Origin of the sequence: Streptomyces sp. NRRL F-5630 (assembly GCF_000719475.1) — a bacterium.
Taxonomy (GTDB): Bacteria; Actinomycetota; Actinomycetes; order Streptomycetales; family Streptomycetaceae; genus Streptomyces.
Window position 1 is genome coordinate 126239 of the sequence record NZ_JOGO01000005.1, and the last position, 16273, is coordinate 142511.

Consider the following 16273-nt stretch of genomic DNA (forward strand, 5'->3'; position numbering starts at 1 on the left):
ATCAGTAGTTCTGGCGGAAGACGCGGCGGATCGTCAGGAGCCCGACGAGACCGGCGAGGAAGAGCAGGACGCCCACCGTCTGGCTGTAGCCGAGGTCGGCGGCGATGAACGCCTTCTGGTAGACGAGGAACGACAAGGTGGTCGACGACGTCCCGGGACCGCCCTGCGTCAGCAGCAGCACGTGCTGCGCCGAGCCGAACAGCGTCCACAGGAACTGGAGCATCGTCACCACGCCCACGTAGTCCCGTATCACCGGGAAGTGCACCGTCCACATCGTCCGCCAGTGGCCGGCCCCGTCCAACTGGGCGGCCTCGCCCAGTTCCTCCGGCACACTGCCCAGCCGGGCGGCGAACAGGACGGCGGTGAAGCCGATGCCGCTCCAGATGTCGAGGGCGATCAGGCAGGCCAGCGCCGTCGAGGGCGAGGCCAGCCAGGCGTCGGTGAGCGAGTCCAGACCGACACCGGACAGGGCGCCGTTGAGCAGGCCGTCCGGGGACAGTGCGGCGTAGAAGACCATCGCCTTCGCCGGCGTGGAGATCAGCCCCGGGATGAACAGCAGGTACCGGATCACCCGGTGGCCAGGCGGCCGTTGGGCGACGTAGTACCCCAGCATGTACGCGCAGACGATCATCACCGGCAGGGCGACGGCCAGTTGGACGGCCGTGTTGCGGATCGCGTCCCAGAACACCGGGTCGTCCAGCACCACGCGGACGTTGTCGAGACCCGCGAAGGACACAGGCTGCAACATGCCCGGCCAGTGGAGAGCCGCGATCACGAAGATGGCGAGCAGCGGCCCGACCATGAACACCAGGTACCAGACCAGCGCGGGGACCGCGAGGACGGTGCCGCCCTGCCGGGGCCGCCGCGGAGCGGAGGCGGAAGGGGGCGGCGGTGCGGACCGGCGGGCCGCGCGGCCGTCCGGCGGCGTCGTGAGCGTCGTCATGCGGTGACTCCCGGGGAACGGGTGGCGGATGCGAGGGGGACCGGGCGGCTCATGCGGACCGATACGCGGATTCGAGGGCGGCGCGTACCCGGGCCGCGCTCGTGCCCCGGGTGAAGGACGTGCTGGTCGCGGTGATCAGCGGCTGCGCGGCGGCGGGCGGCACGTACACGTCGGGCAGGAGAACCTGGCTCACCCGGGGCCCCAGCCGCTGGGCCGCCCCCACCAGCGGGAAGTCCGTGCTGACCGCGTCCGTGCGCAAGGCCATGTCCCGGCCGCTCTCCGTCACGAACCGGGCCACCGTGTCGGGCCGGTACATGAATCGCAGGAATTTCTCGACCTGCTCGATCTTGCGCACGCCGTTGGGGCTGATCCAGAACCCGATGAGGGTCTGGGCGCGGATCACGGTCGGCGCCTCGTGCGCGGCCCCTTCGGCCAGGGGCCAGCCGCCCACCTCGGTGTGCCGGGCCACCCGCTCCGGCACCTTGGCGAGCGCCGAGGACATGGCCGACTGGATGGCCGCCTCCCCGGTGTTGTACTGCGTGGTCATCGAGTCGGACGTCAGCCCCTGCGCCTTGTCCGCGAAGACGCCGGCGTCGCGCAGGTGCGTGAAGTACTCGATGCCGCGCCTGGCGCCGCGCCCGCCGAAGTCGCCCGTGGCGTAGACGTGCCGGGCCTCCTCCTCGGTGAGGAACGTCTGGATGATCTGCGCCATCAGCTTCTGGCCGGTCCAGTCGTTGCCGCCCACGGTCACGGGGGCCAGTCCCTTGGCGCGCAGCTTGCGGGCCGCGGCGATCAGCGCGTCCCCCGTGGTGGGGATCTCGTCCACGCCGGCCCGGTCGAGCAGGGCACGGTTGTAGGCGACGGGCCAGTTCGTGGCGAAGTAGGGGAACGCCCTCACCCTGCCCTCGTCGTCGGTCCAGTCGGCGAGCGCGGCGGGCAGCACCCTCCCGCGCAGCCCCCACTCGTCCAGGTACTTGCCGACGTCCACGGTCGCGCCGACGTCCGTCCAGGCCAGCGTCTTGTCGTAGAGGTTGACCATCACGACGTCGGCCTCCTTGCGGGCCAGCCGCGAGGTCTCGTACACCTGGCCGAGATCGTCGCTGTTGACGAGGTTCTTGACCTTGATCCCCGGGTTTTCCTTCCGGAAGCGCTTGACGGCGGCGAGGTAGGTGGGGGAGCCCGGCGCGGTGGTGCCGAGCTGGGTGTGGACGACGAGCGTGTCCGGGTCGGAGTCCGCCGACGCCAATGACGAACAGCCGGACAGAGCGGGCAGGGCAACGGCCGCAGCCAGACCGGAACCGGCGGCGAGCAGGTCGCGCCGGGTCAGCGATGAGCGCACAGCGGGGGTCTCCAACCAAGCGGTTAACGATTGGTTAATCGATGTACCTCGTGAGGTGCGAGGACCATATGGAGTGCGGCGACCGCGGTCAAGAGGCTGAGGCCCGGGACTTCGGCCGGTCCGTTCAGATCGTGACCGGGTGGGCGGCGGGAATGCCGAGCCGGCCGGCCACGGTGGTGAGGGCCGCGCCCGGCGGCAGCGCGACCCGGTCGCCGCGGGCCGGATCCCGGTGGATAGGCAGGGCCGGCATTCCGGCCGGGACCGGAATGCCGGAGGGACCGCCGCCCCGGCATCACCGCGAGCGAGTGGCCCAGGACGTGCCCGTCCCACTCGCTCACGCTCACCGCCGCGCCGTGACGCCCGTCACCCCGGTACGCGAGCAACGCCGGTCCCCGTTCACCTCGCGACGGACCACCACGACCCGGCGGGAGGTCGTCGGAAGGGGGCCGGTCCGACCGTCGGCGAGGTCGGACCGGCCCCCGGGACGAGGCGCGGGAAACCGTCAGGTTGTGGCGAAGGCGGCGAGGATTCCGGCCGCCAGTGCCGAGCGTTCGACCATGCCGCTCAGCGTCACGTGCTCGCTGCGGGCATGTGCGCCGCCACCCACCGCGCCGAGCCCGTCCAGTACCGGCGTGCCCGCGGCCAGGATGAAGTTCCCGTCGCTGGCACCGCCCACGGCGGTCTCCCGCAGGTCGAGCCCGAGCGGGGCGGCACACTGCCGGGCGATCGCGAAGAGGTGTCCGACGCTCTCGGTGCGCTCGAAGACCGGGCGGTTCCAGCCCCCAGCGACCTTGAGGCCGGTCCGGGGATCGACCGGGGCGAGTGCGGCCAGGGCCCCGTCCAGCCGAGCGCGTTCGGCGTCGGTCGCCACGCGGATGTCCAGGTGGGCGGTGGCCTCTCCCGCCGTGACATTGCTGCGGGTCCCGCCGCGGAGCACACCGACGTTGACCGTGGTGCCGGCCTGCGGGTCCGCGAGGGCTTCCAGCTTGAGCACCTGACGGGCCATCTCGTTGATGGCGCTGGCGCCGCGCGTCGGGTCGAGCCCGGCGTGTGCCTCCTCGCCGGTGACGGTGAGTGAGAACAGTCCGACTCCCTTGCGTGTCGTCTTCACCGCCCCGTCCGCGCTCGCCTCGAAGACCAGCGCGGCCCGGGACCTCCGGGCCTCGGCGACGATGACGTCGCTGGACGCCTGACTGCCCGTCTCCTCGTCACCGTTGAGCAGCAGGGTGCACTCCGGACGCGGCAGACCGAGCGCCGTGAGCGCGCGCAGCGCCCAGACGGCCTGGACGAGTCCCGCCTTCATGTCGAACACCCCGGGGCCGGAGATGCGGTCGCCCTCCCGGTGATAGGGCCACTCGCTCAGGGTCCCCGTGGACCAGACGGTGTCGTAGTGGCCGACGAGCAGCAGCGGCGCGCCGGACGACGGACCCGTGCCCGGATAGCGGCGGATCAGGATGTCGCCCGCCTCGTCGCGGGGGATCATCTCCTCCGCCGCGGGGGCGCCGAGGGTGGTGTCGAGCCAGCCGCGGACCCAAGTGAGGCAGGCCGTGAGGGAGAGGGTGTCGTCGCTGGAGCTCTCCTGGGAGGTGTAGGCGGCGAGGTCGGCGTCCATCGCGTCCTGGTGCTGGTCCAGCCAGCGCCGCACGGCGACGGCCTGGGCCTCCGTCAGCACGGGGGACGCCGGCAGACCATGACCTGAGGGGGCCTCGTCGGCCATCCCTCCGCCGGCCGTCCCTCCGCCGGTCGCGGCGGCCAGTCGGTCGAGGGCGTCCAAGCGGGACTCGGACATAGCCGAGGGGTCCTTCTCCAGTTCCCGCAGACCGTCCACGACGGCCCGCAGCACCGGCAAGTCCCGCCCCGCGCGCCGCGCCAGCTCGAACACCGGCGCGTAATGCGTGGTGACCTCCACCGGGCGGCGGCGGACGGCCAGGTCGCGCCAGATGCCGCTGCGGTCCTTGGGCTGGGTACGCAGCCACGCGGTCAGCCGGTCGCAGGCCGCGTCCCGCAGAGCGGGGTCGTAGCCGGGCCGGAAGGCCGCCGCCTCGAAGGCGTCGAAAGACTCGAGACGTGCGCCGGCCGCATCGGCCACCGCGTACACCTCGGCGGTCAGCGCGTACATGGTGGCGCGATGGCGGTCCATGAGGTCGGCCATGGGGGCGTCGGCCAACGCGGTGGCCGAGAGCATCGCGCCGAACGCGGCCTTGGCCCACAGGTAGCCGTCGACGTTGTCGTCGGCCCGCGCCGGGCCCCATGCCTGGAGATCGGCGACCAGGGCGCGCACCCGGTCCGAGACGGGGGCGCCGTCGCACTCCCCGATGACGAACGCGCCGGGTCCTCCGTCCCGCACCACCCCCGGTTCGACGAGGTCGGCGAAGATGTTGACGAATGCCGCGAGGGTACGGCCGGTGCCGACATGCTCCGCGATCAGCGCCTCGTTGAAACCGTTCTGCACGGAGACGACATAGCCGTCCGGAGCGAGGCGGGGCGCTATCCATTCCATGGCCGCCCCGGTGGCCTGAGCCTTGACGCTGAGCAGGACCCGGCCGAGCGGCGGCCCCTGGTACGCGTCAGGCGTGGTGGCGTCCAGCCGGACGCTCTCCCGCTCCTGCCCGCGCAGGATGGTCAGCCCGTCCGCCCGGATCGCGGCCACGTGGGCCGCGTCGGTGTCGATGACCGTGACCGGGTGGCCGGCCGCCGCGAGACGGTGGGCGAGCGTGCCGCCGATGGCGCCCGCTCCGACCACGGTGTAGGCGTCGCCGGTCATGAGGTGTGTCCCTTCGTGGTGGGGTGGGCCGCCTCCTGGGGCGGTTCGGGGGAGAGGGGCGGGGCCGGGGGCTCGGTGGCGGCCTCGCCCGCCGGTGGCCACAGCCGTGGCAGGTGGCTCGCGCCCGTACCGCTGCCGCCGTCCACGCGCAGGATCTCCCCGGTCACCCAGGAGGCTTCGGGACCGGCGATCCACACGACGGCGCGCGCGATGTCCGCCGGGGTTCCCGGACGTCCCAGAGGGTTGACGGAGACGGCCGCGGCGTATTCGTCGGTGACGGGGTTGCAGGCGCTGTCCACCCCGATGAAGCCGGGGCTGACGGCGTTCACGCGGATGCCGTACGGGCCGAGTTCGAGGGCCGCCGCGCGGGTCGCCATCTCCAGCGCGGCCTTGGAACTCGCGTACGGGCCGCCGCCGGGCCGGGCGCGCAGCGCGGAGCCGGAGGAGATGTTGACCACGGACGCGCCCCGCCCGGAGGCCCTCGCGCGGCGGGCCAGTTCGGCCGTGGCGAGGACGGGGGCCCGGGTGTTGAGCGCGAAGACCCGGTCCCAGTCGGCGGCGCTGACCTCGATCATGTCGAGCGACGGGTAGACACCGGCCGCGTTGACCAGGACGTCCACCGGACCGTGGGCGTCCCAGGCGCCGGATACGGCGGCGGCCGGGCCGTCCGCGGTGCACAGGTCGTGTATCCGGTGGGCCCCGCCCAGCGCGCTCGCCGTCGCCGCGAGGCGGTCGGCGTCGATGTCGACGAGGGTCAGTGTGTGGCCGTTCGCGGCGAAGTGCTCGGCGACGGCCCGTCCGATGCCGCTCGCGGCTCCGGTGACCAGTACGTGCGCCATCAGGAGAACTCCTTGTCCTTCGTCTCGGGCATGGTCAGGTAGACGACGAGGGAGAGCAGGGCGGCACCGGAGACGTACAGCCAGAGCTTGTCGGCGTGGCCGGAGTCGCTCAGCCAGGTCGTGACGTACGGGGCGGTGCCGCCGAAGACGGCGACGGCCAGCGCGTACGGCAGGGCGATACCGGTGGCCCGCACCTCTGGCGGGAACTGCTCCGCCATGATCACCGCGCAGTTGGCGGAGTAGCCGAGGACCAGCAGCATGCCGGTGAGCTGGACCAGGAACACGACGAGGAAGCTGTCGTTCAGCAGGTGCAGCATCGGCCAGGAGAGGAGGACGAAGCCCCCGGCGAAAGCCGCCAGGGTGGGCTTGCGCCCCAGCTTGTCGGAGAGCAGCCCGGCGAAGGGCAACAGCACGATGAAGATCAGCAGGCACAGGGTCTGGGAGAACAGCGCCTGCTTCAGCGGGATGCCGGTGGTGAGATTGGCGTATGTCGGAAGGTAGTTGACCCAGATGTAGTAGGTCAGCGTGCCGGCGATGGTGATGCCGGCGACCCGCAGCGCGGCGGCCGGGTGCTCGACGAACATGGCCTTCAGCGGGTTCTTCCTGGCCTGCCCGCCGGCCTTGGTCTCGTGGAAGGACTCGGTGTCCTCGACGGTCACCCGCAGCCACAGGCCGACGAGGCCGAGCAGCGCGCCGATCACGAAGGCGGCCCGCCAGCCCCAGCTGCGCAAGGCGTCCTCGCTGAGCAGCGAGGTGAAGGCGGTACCGAGCAGGGAGGCGATCAGGACGCCGCCCGCGACCGACACCTGCTGCCAGGAACCGGCGAAGGCACGCCGTCCGGGCGCCGCGGACTCGACCAGGAACGCCGAGGACGAGCCGAACTCGCCGCCCGCGGAGAAGCCTTGCGCGAGCCGTGCGAGCAGCAGGATCACCGGCGCAGCGATGCCGATCGTCTCGTAGCCGGGGGTGATCGCGATGACGAAGCCGGCGCCCGCCATCAGGCCGATGGTGAGGGAGAGCCCCTTCTTGCGGCCGTGCCGGTCGGCGTACGCGCCGAGGACGGCGGCACCCACCGGGCGCATCACGAAGCCGACGGCGAAGACGGCGAGCGTGGACAGGAGCGCGACCGCGCCCTCGGCCTGGGGGAAGAAGACATCCGCGATGATCTTCACGAAGATGCCGTAGAGGGCCCAGTCGACGAATTCGACGGTGTTGCCCACGGAGCCGGCCACGATGGCCTTCCGCTGTCTGGGCGTGAGTTTGGGGGATGGAGCGGTACCGGGAGCGGCGGCGGTTCTCACGAGGAGGGTCCTCGCTTTCTCTGGGAGTTTCTCGGGCGACGGACCGGGGTGCGGGCGTGCGGGCCCGGGTGTTCCCGGTGGGGGCGGTCTCGCCGCGACCTCGCGGGACAGGCCCGGCCGGGGTGGGCGGCGCGCCGGGGGGACGGGTGCGCGTACGAGAGGGGGTGCGCACAGGGGGTGGTGTGCGCGAGCAGGGTGCGCCCGGGGGAGGGTGTGCGCGGGCGGGGTGCGTACAGGGGGGTGGTGTGCGCGGGAGGAGTGCGCACAGGAGAAGTGGTGTGCCGCGGTCGGGGTGCGGTCTCCGGTGTGTGGGTACGCCGGAGTCGGGCGGGGACGCGGGTACGCGTACGAGGTGCCCGTGGGCCGCTGGGACTGCGGGTCAGGCCGACGGCTGGTGCGCGAGGCAGTGCTCGGCGATCTCGCGGTGGGTGGCGAACCACACTCCGGAGTGACCCGCGATGTGCGCGAGCAGTTCGTCGAGCACCACCAGCCGGGAGCGGTGGCCGATGATGTGCGGGTGCATGGTGAGCTGGAAGAGGCCGCCGGCCGTGTACGCGGCGTCGAACTCGTCCTGCCAGATCCGGAGCACGTCCCGTGGCGCGATGTAGGGACGCAGCGAAGCGAAGCGCTCCATCATGAAGTACGGCGCGTCGTCGCGGATCCACTCCACCGGAATCTCCACCACGCCGGTCGCCTCGCCGTCCTCGACCAGCTCGTAGGGCTCGTCGTCGGCCATCAGCGAGGAGTCGTACAGCAGGCCCATCTCACGTGTGATCGCCAGGGTGTGCGGTGAGAAGTCCCAGCTCGGGGTGCGGATACCGACGGGGCGTACGCCGCCGATCCGCTCCAGGGTGTCGGCCGCGCGGAACTGGAGTTCCCGCTCGGTCTCCGGGGTGAGGAGGGTGTTGCGCTCGTGGATCCAGCCGTGGATCGCCAGCTCGTGTCCGGCCGCCGTGTAGGACAGTGCCTCCTGCGGACGCAGCAGCGCGCAGACGGCGGGCATGAAGAAGCTCGCCGGAACGCGGTGCCGCTCCAGCAGGGCGAGGATCTTCGGCACGGCGACGCGGGCGCCGTACTCGCCCTGGGCGAGTTTCGCCGGGCTCGTCTCGCCGTCCCGCAGGGCCGGGGTCTCGTGGTCGGAGTCGAAGGACACGGCCACCGCGCAGCGGGCCCCGCCGGGCCAGGCGTCCGGCGCCAGGGAGCGCCCGGCTCGGACGCGTCCGACATGACCGCGCCAGGTCGGCTCGTCCCATTCCCACGGCTGCTGCTGTTCGCTCTGCGGCATCGGGATCCCGCCTTCCGTGAGAGAAGAGTGTTCTGGGAAGTTTCGTAACGTTTGTCTTTCCGGTCCTTGCCGCTCTTGCGCGGCCCGCCGGTGGTGCTACATCGTGGCCGTCTCCTGTTCTTCAACCCCGGAAATCGTTGAGAATCGCCATGAACCACCTTCAGGCGAAGGATTCCGCCGCGCTGCAGGCGCAGCTCGACGAGACAGACCTCGCCCTCGCGCACGCCCTCCAGATCGCGCCCCGTGCCTCATGGACGGCGATCAGCGAGGTGCTGGGGCTGAGCGCGGTGACGGTCGCCCGCCGCTGGGGGCGGATCTCCGACCGGGGTCTGGCCTGGGTGACGGCGACCGGCAGCCCCGCCCTGTGGCGGTCCCTGTGCAATGCCTTCATCGACGTGGAGTGCGAGCCCTCCGCCCGGCGCGGCGCCGCGCTCGCGCTGGCCCGGGACCCGCGCACGAAGTCCGTCATGGAACTGGCCAGCGGGCGCGACATCCACGTCAACGCCGTCACCCAGGACCTCCCCAGCCTGTCCCGCTTCATCCTGGACGGGGTGAGCCGGCTGCCAGGCGTGGTGCGGGTGAACACCCAGATCACCACGCGCATCCTCGTCTCGGGCAGCGACTGGCGGCTGGACGCGCTGCCTCGCGCCCAGCAGCTCCTGCTCCAGGCCGTCGCGGACGAGACCGCCGCGCGGCAGGCCACCCCTGGGCCCCTGAGCGGCCCGGACCGGAAGCTGCTGCTGGCCCTCGCCCCGGACGGCCGTTTGCCCGTCACCGACCTGGCCAAGCGCACCGGCACCAGCCAGACCGCAGTCCGGCGGCGGCTGGCACGGCTGGAGCGTACGGGTGCCGTCGCCTTCCGCTGTGAGATCTCCCAGCACATCACGGGCTGGCCGGTCACCTCCCTCATGTGGGCGAAGGCCCCGGTCGCCCAGCGGCGGCGGATCTTCGAGCAACTCGGCCGGATGCCCGACGTCCGGCTGCTGACCGCGACCAGCGGCGAGACGAACGTGCTGCTCTCCACCTGGCTGCACTCGGTCGACAGTGCCCACGATCTGGAGGACCGGATCGGCACCGCGTGCCCGGGGCTGGAGATCGTCGACCACGGCATCGTCCTGCGGACCCTGAAGCGGCAGGGATGGATTCTCGACGAGATGGGACGCCGCCTGGAGAGCGCACCCATCGACCCCTGGTACGACGGGGACATCGCGCCCCCGGCCCGCTGACGAGCCCGTGCCGTCCGGGCGATGGTGGCGCGCCGAGGACCGCGGACCCGTCCTCGGGCCCGTCCTCCGGCTCGCCTTCGCGGCCGGCCGGACAGGCAGGCTCGGGCAGATCGCGGAAATCCTGGCAGTCAGCGGCCGGGTAGTTGCACGGGTAGCGGCGTTCTTGGAAGGCGGACACCGCCTTGCGCGTCGTATGGCGTGCGCGGGGGGGGGCGAGGTGTGCGCCCGCTGATGCCGGGCCGGTGGTTGCGACTGCGGGCGTCCGGCACCGTCCAAGCCTTCCACCAAGCGTTCACCGTATGGTGTTCGCGTCGCTGTGGGGTGGGGTTTCGGGAGGTGTCCAGGTGGATCGTGCCGAGCCTCGTTCGTACCACCAGACTCGACGCGGCTCCCTGGACCGCCCGGAGGCCGGAGCAAGGCTCGCCAGGCCCACCCCGGCGACGTGACATCTCGTGACAGATGAGAGGCTCGGACGGGTGAGCGAGACATCACCGAACACCCTGCAATACCGCTTTGACGGGCCGGAAGGCGCTCCCGTCCTGGTCCTCGGCCCCTCACTGGGTACCACATGGCACATGTGGGACCGGCAGGTGCCGGAGTTGAGCAGACAGTGGCGCGTGCTGCGGTTCGACCTGCCCGGGCACGGCGGTGCCGCCGCCTATCCGGCGGACTCGGTGGGGGCGCTCACGGAGCGGCTCGTGCACACCCTGGAGGGTGCCGGGATACGGTACTTCGGGTACGCGGGCTGCGGCTTCGGCGGAGCCATCGGCATCGACCTCGCGCTGCGCCACCCGCAACGCCTCGCCTCGCTCGCGCTCGTCGCGAGCGCGCCCCGCTTCGGCACCGCCGACGAGCACCGCCAGCGTGGCGTCGTCGTGCGTACGAACGGCCTCGACCCCGTCGCCCGTACCTCGCCCGAGCGCTGGTTCACGCCCGGGTTCGCCTCCGCGCAGCCCGCCATCACCGACTGGGCCGTGCAGATGGTGCGCACCACTGATCCCGGCTGCTACATCGCCGCCTGCGAGGCACTCGCGACCTTCGACACGAGCGCCGTGCTCGACCGCGTCACCACGCCCACCCTCGTCGTGGTCGGGGCCGAGGACTCCCTCGCGGGGCCCGCGCAGGCCCGTACCCTCGTTGCCGGGATCAGCGACGCGCGCCTCGCGCTCGTCCCCGGCGCGGCCCACCTCGCACCCGTCGAACAGCCCGCCGCCGTCACGGAGTTGCTCGTGCGGCACTTCTCGACGAGCTGGTCGCCGCAGGCCGCACTGCCGGTCGCGGCCGCACCCGCCGCCGCGCCGCCGCTCGCCGCCCCGCGCCCCGAGATCGCCCCGTACCGCGGCACGGCGGGCACCGACGGCGACGCGGACACCCGCACGGCCGGGCTGCGGCTGCGGCGCGAGGTGCTCGGCGACGCGCACGTGGACGCCGCGCTCGCCGCGACCGACGAGTTCACCGAGGACTTCGACGACCTTCTCACCCGCTACGCCTGGGGCGAAGTGTGGCAGCGACCCGGGCTCGACCGCAGCCACCGCGCCTGCGTCGCACTCGGCGCGCTCGCCGCCGCCGGGCACTTCGAGCAGTTCGCCGTGCATGTACGCGGCGCGCTGCGCAGCGGCCTGACGCCCGCCGAGATCAAGGAGGCGCTCCTCCAGATCGGTGTGCACTGCGGAACCGCCACCGCCGAACGCGCCTTCCAGGTCGCGCGCGAGGTCGTACGGGAGGAGACGAGCCCGCGCGAGTAGACCCCAACGGGCCGGGGCACAGGTCCGCGCGCGGAGACACGACCGCGCGGGGGCTGGCCCCCGAACCGCCGTCCCCCGCACCGTGCGCGAGGATGGGACGCATGGAGCTGATCAAGAAGACCCACGCCTGTGTCCGTCTGGAGCGCGAGGGCCGCACCCTCGTCATCGACCCGGGCGTCTTCAGCGAACAGGACGCCGCCGCGGGAGCCGACGCCCTCCTCGTGACCCACGAGCACCCCGACCACTTCGACCCGGCCAAGCTGAGCGCCGCGCTGGAGGCGAACCCCGCCACCGAGCTGTGGACGCTGCGCTCCGTGGCCGAGCAGCTTTCCGCCGCCTTCCCGGGCCGTGTCCACACGGTCGGGCACGGCGACACCTTCGAGGCCGCCGGCTTCGACATCGAGGTGCACGGCGAACTCCACGCCGTCATCCACCCCGACATCCCGCGCATCACCAACATCGGCTTCTTCGTCGACGGCACCGTCTTCCACCCCGGCGACGCCCTCACCGTCCCGGGCCGCCCCGTCGAGACGCTGCTCCTGCCGGTCATGGCCCCGTGGAGCAAGATCTCCGAGGTCATCGACTACGTGCGCGAGGTCGCCCCGCAGCGCGCGTACGACGTCCACGACGCGCTCCTCACCGACCTCGCGACCCCGGTCTACGAGGGCCAGATCGGCGCGCTCGGCGGCGCGGAGCACCATCGCGTCAAGCCGGGCACGCGGCTCACGGTCTGAGCAGCCGCGGGGCCGCGCCGGGGCACGGCATGGGTGCGGGGCCGGGCGGACGCGTACGGCCACGGGGCCTGCGCGCGGCGCGCACCCGTACGGACCCGGAGGGCCCGTGCACGGCGTGCCCGTACGGACACGGGCCCCGTGCCTCCGGCGCGGAGCGGCGTTGTCGGAGGCGGCCGGTAGGTTGGTCGGTATGCGTATCGCGACGTGGAACGTGAACTCGATCACCGCCCGGCTGCCGAGGCTGCTCGCCTGGCTGGAGTCGAGCGGCACCGATGTGCTGTGCGTCCAGGAGACCAAGACCACCGCCGAGGCCTTCCCCACCGAGGCCTTGCGCGAGGCGGGTTACGAGTCCGCCGTGAACGCCACGGGCCGGTGGAACGGCGTCGCGGTGATCTCCCGCGCGGGCCTCGACGACGTGGTGAGCGGACTGCCCGACCAGCCCGCCTACGAGGGCGTCATGGAGCCCCGCGCGCTCGCCGCCACCTGCGGACCGGTCCGCGTCTGGTCGGTGTACGTCCCCAACGGCCGCGAGGTCGGCCACCCGCACTACGCGTACAAGCTGGAGTGGCTGGAGGCCCTGCGCACGGCTGTCGCGGGCGACGCGGCGGGCTCGCGGCCCTTCGCCGTCATGGGCGACTACAACGTGGCCCCGAGCGACGAGGACGTCTACGACGTCGCCGTCTTCGAAGGCCTGACCCACGTCACCCCGCCCGAGCGCGCGGCGCTCGCCGAACTGCGTGCCACGGGCCTCGACGACCTCGTCCCGCGCCCCCTCAAGTACGACCGCCCCTACACGTACTGGGACTACCGCCAGCTCGCCTTCCCCAAGAACCGGGGCATGCGCATCGACCTCGTCTACGCCAACGCGGCCTTCCGCGCCGCCGCCAAGGACGCCTACGTGGACCGCGAGGAGCGCAAGGGCAAGGGCGCGTCCGACCACGCTCCCGTGGTGGTGGACCTGGACGTGTGAGCAAGCCGCGCGGGCCGCGCGTGGGGGTGTGCCCGGTGGCCCGTGAGGCCGCAGGGGGCGGTGCTTCCCGGGGCCGCGTCGCAGGGGCCTCAGCGCGGGCGCAGCGCGCCGAGGTCCACCGCCCCCGCCATGCGCGCGAGCGCCTCGGCCGAGGGGTGCAGGTGGTCCCCGCTGTCGTACGCGGGCAGCAGCCGTCCGGGGCGTTCGGGGTCCCGCACGACATGGTCGAAGTCGACGACCGCGTCGAAGCCTCCGCCCCCGGCGCGCAGCCAGGCGTTGACGGCCTGCCGCCGCTCCTCCACCGCCGGGGTGCACCGGCTGCCGCCCCCACACGGCGTGAGGGTCGCGGCGAGCACCCGTACGCCCCGGGCCCGCGCCCGCCGCGCGACCTCGGCGAGCGCGGTGCGCACCTCGGCGGCGGACGACCCCCAGCGCAGGTCGTTGAGGCCGAGGTAGACCAGCGCGGTGCGCGCGGAGGTCTGTGCGAAGAGGTCGCGGTCGAGGCGGTGGGCGAGACGCACGCCGCTCGTGTCCTCGTCCTCGCCCGCGCCGGGGTAGCGGTCCGCCAGGAGGCGGTTCGCCGTGAGGGCCTGATTGAGCACGCCGTAGCGCGGTACCGCGTCCTGGGAGCGCAGCCGCGCGGCGAGCACGTCGGTCCAGCGTTCGTCGGCCCCCGTCCGCGTCTTCGCGCCGGTCGTCGTGGAGTCGCCGAGGGCCACGACGCTGCCAGCGCCGCCCGCGACGTCGAGCCCGGTGAGCAGCGGCCAGTAGTCCAGCGCCTCGGCGAAGCCCGCGCCCCCGCGGCTGCCGGTCCGGTCCCCGGCAGCGTCGGCGACGTACCCCGGCTGCTTCGCCGCCGTCCGGACGGGCAACGAGGCGACGCGCCCCGGCAGCGAGACGCTCACCAGCAGATCCGTACCGGCCTCGACGCGGAACGGCAACGGGTCGCTGCGCACCTGCGCCCCGGCGGCGAGTGTCACCCCCCGGTGGCCGCCGAAGCGCAGTGGCACGGGCTTCCCCCGCGCGGTCGCGCCCTTCTCCCGAACCGCGACGGAGACCCGCCCGAGCCGGACCGGGGAGGCGGCGAAGGTGTTGTCGAACCGCAGCCTCACCCGTTCCCCGCCCACCGAGGGACGCACCACGAGGCGCAGCGTGGGGTCCTGCCAGGGGCCGACCCGCATCCGCGCCGCCGTGGCCGCCGACCAGGAGCCGGTCCAGCCGCTCGCACGCGGACGCACCCCGAGCGCGAAGACGTGGAGACTCGCCGGGCCGACCGGATCGCGCGGCAGCGTCACGGCCCGTACGGGGGCGTCGTATGACAGCGGCACGGTGACGACATACAGCCTGGCGCGTGCCTTCATCGGCCCCTCGGGAGTACTGACGCGGGGGAGCACGACGGCGCTCGTGGCGAGGGTGCCGGTGCGCCAGTCGGGCGCTTCGAGCCGGTACGAGGAGCGGCGGCCGTCCGCGTACTCGACCGTCCCGCGCCCGGGCGCCCGGCCGCCGGTCGCCGTGACGAGGAAGGCGAGGGCGTCGCCGCGTCCCGTCACGCTCACCCGCTGCCCGTCGGCACGCACGTTGTCGGGGGAGCCGGGCGGGGAGGCGGGGAGCCGCAGGGGGGCGCCGACGACGGTCAGCCCGGCGCCGGGCGACCAGCCGGCGTCACGCAGTGCCTCGGCGGACAGGGCACGGCCGTGCCCGTCGAGGTCGGCCCCGCCACCTCGCGCGCCCGTACCGATCCCGCGGTTGTCGAAGAGTTGCGAGAGGGGGCGCGGCGGGGCTTCGGGCGGGGCGGCGGTGGAGGGGGAGCCGAGGAGGGCGGCGGAGCCGAGGACCAGGAGCAGGGAGACGGCGGTGCGGAAGGGGCCGCGGGAGCGGGCTTGATTCACGGTCTCCTCGTCGGTGGGGGCGGGGGCTGGGGTGTGCGTTGTGGGGCGGTGGTTGAGGCCGAGGGTGGTGGTTGGTAGGGGAGTGGGGCGGTGGTGGCGGCTGGGGGGTGTGGCTGTCGTTGAGGTGGTGGGGATGGTCCGGACGGGGAGTGCGTGGTGTCGCCTGGGTTCCGGTGATGTCCGTTCTGGCTCGCTCCTGGCGGGAGTTGGCGTCTTCGGACGGACTCCTGCCCAGGAAATGGCCGGTACGCAACCTGGTGGCGGGACGTTGGCGGGACTTTGGCAAGGGAGGGAGGGGGCGGGCAGGTGGGTGCGGAGGGTGTGTGGTGGGGAGGCGGAGAGAATGTGTGTGAACGGCGTGATCAGGTCTGCGCTTTGCTGATCGCTTGGGAACGCTTGGGAGAGCCCGTCTGCGCGCCCTGTGGTGTCAGGAGGTGGCCCGGTGTCAGGCTGGCGGTATGAAAATTCCCTTCTTCGGTGGACGCCCGGAGCAGCGCGGTGCGGCGGATGACGACGGTCGTGGCGCGGATGACGCTGGTCGTGGTGCGGAGGGCACGGTGGATGGTGCGGAGGACGTGAGGCGTGGGGGTGGGGGGGAGGAAGAGGGCACCGGGAGCGGTCCGGACGGTGTCGCGCGGGACGGTGGCGAGGCGATGGGCGCGACGCGCGCGACCGCGACGGTGACCCGGGGGGACGCCGACGAGGGCGCGACGGTGAGTGCGGAAGGCGAGGGAGCAGGGCTGCCGACGGGAGTGCCGGGGCCGCCACGCCCGGTCGGTGAACTCCTGGAGCAGGACCCGCGCGCGGCCGTGGAACTCTTCGCGGAGTGCGAGTTGCTCAGGGCGGAGGCCGCCGAGGCCGGGGTCGTGCTCGACGACTCCCCGGCGTCCCTCGAAGCGCTCGATCAACTGCTGCCGCGTTGGCGCTCCGACCCCGAACTCCTCGACCACCTCGGCAACGACGCCGGTTTCTACCTCGGCACCGTCGTCGCGCGCACCGTGCCGGGGGCGGTGTGGCGGCTCGGCGGCGACGGGACCCCGGTCGTCCTGCTGCCCTCGGGGCGCGAACTCGCGGTGGTGGAGGATGGGCTGGCGTGGGCGGAGTCGGGGGCACCGGAGTTGTCGCAGGTGTACGGGGAGGTCTCGGAGGGGTGAGGGCCGAGAGGGGAGGGGGCGGGCCCGCTCTGGTGGGGAGGGGAGGGCGCTCGTAGCTGGCTGAGCGGGGCACGGAGGTCGGCC

The 16273-nt window shown here is 73.0% G+C and carries 13 protein-coding genes; 5 read left to right on the top strand and 8 right to left on the bottom strand.

Annotation, left to right across the window (positions count from 1 at the left end):
• Position 1: 1 nt before the first annotated feature.
• The 7 genes from IF99_RS0104200 to IF99_RS0104230 all read right to left on the bottom strand — a co-directional run bounded on the left by IF99_RS0104200 (position 2) and on the right by IF99_RS0104230 (position 8471).
• Positions 2 to 943, bottom strand: a complete 942-nt coding sequence (locus IF99_RS0104200; RefSeq protein WP_030994949.1) for a carbohydrate ABC transporter permease — start codon at positions 941 to 943, stop codon at positions 2 to 4.
• Positions 944 to 992: 49 nt separating this feature from the next.
• Positions 993 to 2282, bottom strand: a complete 1290-nt coding sequence (locus tag IF99_RS0104205; protein ID WP_030994950.1) for an ABC transporter substrate-binding protein — start codon at positions 2280 to 2282, stop codon at positions 993 to 995.
• 124 nt (positions 2283 to 2406) lie between these two features.
• Entirely contained in the window at positions 2407 to 2532 is a 126-nt protein-coding gene (locus IF99_RS34660; protein ID WP_420705639.1) for a hypothetical protein, read from the bottom strand.
• 252 nt (positions 2533 to 2784) lie between these two features.
• Entirely contained in the window at positions 2785 to 5046 is a 2262-nt protein-coding gene (locus tag IF99_RS0104215) for a 2-dehydropantoate 2-reductase (protein WP_030994951.1), read from the bottom strand.
• Entirely contained in the window at positions 5043 to 5885 is an 843-nt protein-coding gene (locus tag IF99_RS0104220; RefSeq protein ID WP_030994952.1) for an SDR family NAD(P)-dependent oxidoreductase, read from the bottom strand. The genes IF99_RS0104215 and IF99_RS0104220 overlap by 4 nt, the downstream gene beginning before the upstream one ends.
• Entirely contained in the window at positions 5885 to 7186 is a 1302-nt protein-coding gene (locus tag IF99_RS0104225) for an MFS transporter (protein WP_030994953.1), read from the bottom strand. The genes IF99_RS0104220 and IF99_RS0104225 overlap by 1 nt, the downstream gene beginning before the upstream one ends.
• Positions 7187 to 7565: 379 nt before the next feature.
• A complete protein-coding gene (locus IF99_RS0104230; protein WP_030994954.1) occupies positions 7566 to 8471 on the bottom strand; it encodes a polysaccharide deacetylase family protein in 906 nt (301 codons plus the stop codon).
• A gap of 149 nt (positions 8472 to 8620) precedes the next feature.
• On the opposite strand from IF99_RS0104230, the gene IF99_RS0104235 reads away from it, so the two are divergent.
• The 4 genes from IF99_RS0104235 (at position 8621) to IF99_RS0104250 (ending at position 13146) form a co-directional block, all read left to right on the top strand.
• A complete protein-coding gene (locus IF99_RS0104235; RefSeq protein ID WP_051703363.1) occupies positions 8621 to 9697 on the top strand; it encodes an Lrp/AsnC family transcriptional regulator in 1077 nt (358 codons plus the stop codon).
• 476 nt (positions 9698 to 10173) lie between these two features.
• Complete coding sequence (locus IF99_RS0104240; RefSeq protein ID WP_078654983.1) at positions 10174 to 11442, top strand: alpha/beta fold hydrolase; 1269 nt, start codon at positions 10174 to 10176, stop codon at positions 11440 to 11442.
• 101 nt (positions 11443 to 11543) lie between these two features.
• Entirely contained in the window at positions 11544 to 12176 is a 633-nt protein-coding gene (locus IF99_RS0104245) for an MBL fold metallo-hydrolase (RefSeq protein ID WP_030994957.1), read from the top strand.
• A gap of 190 nt (positions 12177 to 12366) precedes the next feature.
• Positions 12367 to 13146, top strand: a complete 780-nt coding sequence (locus IF99_RS0104250) for an exodeoxyribonuclease III (RefSeq protein WP_030994958.1) — start codon at positions 12367 to 12369, stop codon at positions 13144 to 13146.
• Between the two features lie 89 nt (positions 13147 to 13235).
• On the opposite strand, the gene IF99_RS0104255 is transcribed toward IF99_RS0104250, so the two are convergent.
• Positions 13236 to 15035, bottom strand: a complete 1800-nt coding sequence (locus tag IF99_RS0104255) for an SGNH/GDSL hydrolase family protein (protein WP_051703364.1) — start codon at positions 15033 to 15035, stop codon at positions 13236 to 13238.
• Positions 15036 to 15688: 653 nt separating this feature from the next.
• On the opposite strand from IF99_RS0104255, the gene IF99_RS0104265 reads away from it, so the two are divergent.
• Positions 15689 to 16189 carry a DUF6278 family protein gene (locus IF99_RS0104265; RefSeq protein ID WP_234340581.1) on the top strand — a complete coding sequence of 167 codons (501 nt, stop codon included), beginning with the start codon at positions 15689 to 15691 and terminating at the stop codon, positions 16187 to 16189.
• The last annotated feature ends 84 nt before the right edge of the window (positions 16190 to 16273 follow it).

Bases quoted from the DNA above. Each gene is read 5' to 3' on its own strand.
- IF99_RS0104200 (WP_030994949.1), bottom strand. From the start codon at position 943: ATGACGACGCTCACGACGCCGCCGGACGGCCGCGCGGCCCGCCGGTCC.
- IF99_RS34660 (WP_420705639.1), bottom strand. From the start codon at position 2,532: ATGCCGGCCCTGCCTATCCACCGGGATCCGGCCCGCGGCGACCGGGTC.
- IF99_RS0104215 (WP_030994951.1), bottom strand. From the start codon at position 5,046: ATGACCGGCGACGCCTACACCGTGGTCGGAGCGGGCGCCATCGGCGGC.
- IF99_RS0104220 (WP_030994952.1), bottom strand. From the start codon at position 5,885: ATGGCGCACGTACTGGTCACCGGAGCCGCGAGCGGCATCGGACGGGCC.
- IF99_RS0104230 (WP_030994954.1), bottom strand. From the start codon at position 8,471: ATGCCGCAGAGCGAACAGCAGCAGCCGTGGGAATGGGACGAGCCGACC.
- IF99_RS0104235 (WP_051703363.1), top strand. From the start codon at position 8,621: ATGAACCACCTTCAGGCGAAGGATTCCGCCGCGCTGCAGGCGCAGCTC.
- IF99_RS0104245 (WP_030994957.1), top strand. From the start codon at position 11,544: ATGGAGCTGATCAAGAAGACCCACGCCTGTGTCCGTCTGGAGCGCGAG.
- IF99_RS0104250 (WP_030994958.1), top strand. From the start codon at position 12,367: ATGCGTATCGCGACGTGGAACGTGAACTCGATCACCGCCCGGCTGCCG.
- IF99_RS0104265 (WP_234340581.1), top strand. From the start codon at position 15,689: ATGGGCGCGACGCGCGCGACCGCGACGGTGACCCGGGGGGACGCCGAC.